Source organism: Bacillus sp. MBGLi79, from assembly GCF_002953915.1.
The window spans coordinates 1,377,799-1,380,991 of record NZ_CP026521.1 but is presented as its reverse complement, the minus strand read 5'-3'; the positions used below and the strand labels follow the sequence as shown (position 1 = coordinate 1,380,991).

General features: G+C 52.1%; 2 protein-coding genes and 1 riboswitch. Both genes read left to right on the top strand.

Annotation, left to right across the window (positions count from 1 at the left end):
• The first annotated feature begins 16 nt into the window (after positions 1–16).
• A riboswitch (SAM riboswitch) is annotated at positions 17–128 on the top strand.
• A 78-nt stretch (positions 129–206) separates the two neighbouring features.
• Positions 207–2,036, top strand: a complete 1,830-nt coding sequence (locus C1T29_RS06915) for a bifunctional homocysteine S-methyltransferase/methylenetetrahydrofolate reductase (protein ID WP_035338980.1) — start codon at positions 207–209, stop codon at positions 2,034–2,036.
• Positions 2,029–3,193: homocysteine S-methyltransferase family protein (locus C1T29_RS06910; protein ID WP_208945639.1), on the top strand; the 1,165-nt coding region annotated here is incomplete at its 3' end. The genes C1T29_RS06915 and C1T29_RS06910, both read left to right, overlap by 8 nt.

Here is a 3,193-nt window from a genome sequence, read left to right as displayed (position 1 = left end):
AGAAACTAAATAGCTGTTCTTATCAAGAGAGGCAGAGGGACTGGCCCAATGAAGCCTCAGCAACCGGTGAATGAATATTCATGACCAAGGTGCTAAATCCAGCAAGCAGTCTGCTTGGAAGATAAGAAGACGGACAATGTCGATGAAAAGTCTTCTGCTTCACAGAAGACTATTTTGTTTATCAAAAATGCTTAAGGGGGAAAACGATGGGTTTTTTGGAGGATATAAAAAGCAAAACGTTAATCGCGGACGGCGCAATGGGCACACTTCTGTATTCCTACGGGATCGACAGGTGTTTTGAGGAACTGAACATCTCCAAGCCCGAAGAAGTGAGACGCGTCCACGAAGCGTATGTACAGGCCGGCGCCGATATTATTCAAACGAACACGTACGGCGCAAACTTCATCAAGCTGTCCAGATACGGGCTCGAAGACGAAACAAAACAAATCAACGAAAAAGCGGTCCGTCTCGCCCGCTCCGCCGCCGGTTCTGCTTATGTTCTCGGTACGCTCGGCGGAATCCGGACGTTCAACAAAAACTCGTATTCTCTCGAGGACATTAAAAGAAGCTTCCGCGAACAGCTCTATCTTCTGTTAAATGAGCAGCCGGACGGACTTCTGCTCGAAACCTATTATGATTTAGAAGAAGCGCGCGAAGTTTTAAAGATTGCCAGAAAGGAAACAGAGCTGCCGATCATTTTGAATGTCTCAATGCACGAAGAGGGCGTTCTTCAGGACGGAACCCCGCTTGCGGACGGCCTGAAGCAGCTGGCATCCCTCGGCGCAGACGTCGTTGGTATCAACTGCCGCCTCGGCCCTTATCATATGATCAGAGCGCTTGAAGAAGTCCCGCTTTTAGAAGACGCCTATCTTTCCGTCTATCCGAACAGCAGCCTCCCGTCCCTTGTCGAAGGCAGGCTTGTTTATGAGACAGATGATGAATATTTCAGGGAAAGCGCGGAGGAATTCCGCAATCAAGGCGCACGGATCATCGGCGGCTGCTGCGGAACCACGCCGAACCACATCAGGGCGATGGCTGAGGCGGTCAAAGGGCTTCCTCCAGTCACCGAAAAACACGTGAAAATCAGAAAGAAAGCGGCGCTTGCTGTTCAAAACGAAAGGACAGAGCCCGTTCTCGACGATCTGGCCAAGCAAAAACGGTCCATTATCGTCGAACTCGATCCTCCAAAACAATTAAACTTTGAGAAATTTTTGCACGCCGCTAAAGAGCTTCAATCAGCCGGAATCGATGCACTGACATTGGCGGACAACTCGCTTGCCACACCGAGGATCAGCAATGTCGCCTGCGGCGCGCTCTTAAAACAGCGCCTCGATATGAGGTCGCTGATCCATATTACATGCAGAGACCGCAACCTGATCGGCCTGCAGTCCCATCTAATGGGGCTCGATACACTGGGGCTGTCAGACGTGCTGGCGATTACCGGCGATCCGTCGAAAATCGGCGACTTTCCGGGAGCGACTTCCGTCTATGATCTGACATCGTTCGATTTGATCAGCCTGATCAAACAGTTTAACGAAGGCTTGTCATATTCAGGTAAACCGCTCGGCAAGAAAACAAATTTCTCAGTGGCGGCCGCCTTCAATCCGAATGTCAGACACATTGACAAAGCGGTGAAACGGCTTGAGAAAAAAATCGCCTGCGGCGCAGACTATTTCATTTCCCAGCCTGTCTATTCAGAGGAGCAGCTCATCAAAATCCACGAAGAAACAAAGCATCTTGAAACACCGATCTATATCGGCGTCATGCCGCTGACCAGCAGCCGCAACGCGGAATTCATCCACAACGAAATCCCCGGCATCAAACTGTCCGATTCAATCCGCGAAAAGATGGCGCTGGCGGGAAATGACAAACAAAAACAGGCCGAGGAAGGGCTCGCGATCGCCCGCTCCCTGCTTGATGCGGCGTGCGACCTGTTCAACGGCATTTATCTGATCACACCGTTTTTGCGGTCTGATTTAACCGCCGAACTGACGGCATATATCCACCAGAAAGAAAAGGAGAAAACAAATGTCTAACATCAATGACCAGCTGAAGAAAAAAATCCTCGTCCTTGACGGTGCGATGGGAACGATGATCCAGAATGCCGGTTTGTCCGCCGCTGACTTCGGCGGCGAGGCCTATGAAGGGTGCAATGAATTTCTAAGCATCACGGCACCTCATATCATTCAGGGCATCCACGAAGCCTATCTGGCCGCTAAAGCCGATATCATCGAAACCAATACATTCGGAGCCACACGGCTCGTTCTGGACGAGTACGACCTCGGGCAGCGCGCCTATGAAGTCAACCTCGCTTCAGTCAAACTCGCCAAAGCGGCCGCCGAAAAGTTTTCCACACCTGAATGGCCAAGGTTTGTCGCCGGCGCGATGGGTCCGACGACAAAAACCCTTTCCGTCACCGGCGGCACGACCTTTGACGAGCTGATCGATAATTACGAGGAACAGGCAAGAGCGCTGATCACAGGGGGAGCCGACCTCTTGCTGCTCGAAACGAGCCAGGATATGCTGAACGTTAAAGCGGGCTTTATCGGCATCAGGCAAGCCTTCGAAAAAACCGGCAAAACCCTTCCCCTCATGGTATCAGGCACGATCGAACCGATGGGCACGACACTGGCCGGCCAGGATATCGAATCGTTCTATATCTCACTCGAGCATATGAAGCCGGTCAGCGTCGGTTTAAATTGCGCGACGGGCCCGGAATTTATGACAGATCACATCAGAACTCTTTCTTCCCTTGCGAGGACGGCCGTCAGCTGCTATCCGAATGCCGGCCTCCCCGATGAGGAGGGACAATACCATGAATCACCGCAATCGCTCGCGAAAAAAATCAAGGCGTTTGCAGAAGAAGGCTGGCTGAACATTGTCGGCGGCTGCTGCGGAACGACGCCCGCCCATATTGAAGCGCTGGCCGATGAAGTAGCCTCGCTGCCGCCGCGGACGGTCCCTTCGGAAAAAAAGCCGCACACCGTCTCAGGGATCGACGGACTAATTTATGAAGAAACGATGCGTCCCCTTTTTGTCGGGGAGCGGACAAATGTCATCGGATCGAGAAAATTCAAGCGGCTGATCGCTGAACAGAAATTTGAGGAAGCATCCGAAATCGCGAGAGCCCAAGTGAAAAACGGCGCCCATGTCATCGACATCTGCCTTGCAGACCCGGACCGCGATGAAGCGG

Excerpts from the sequence above, each read along its gene's own strand:
- C1T29_RS06915 (WP_035338980.1), top strand. The coding sequence starts at position 207 with ATGGGTTTTTTGGAGGATATAAAAAGCAAAACGTTAATCGCGGACGGC.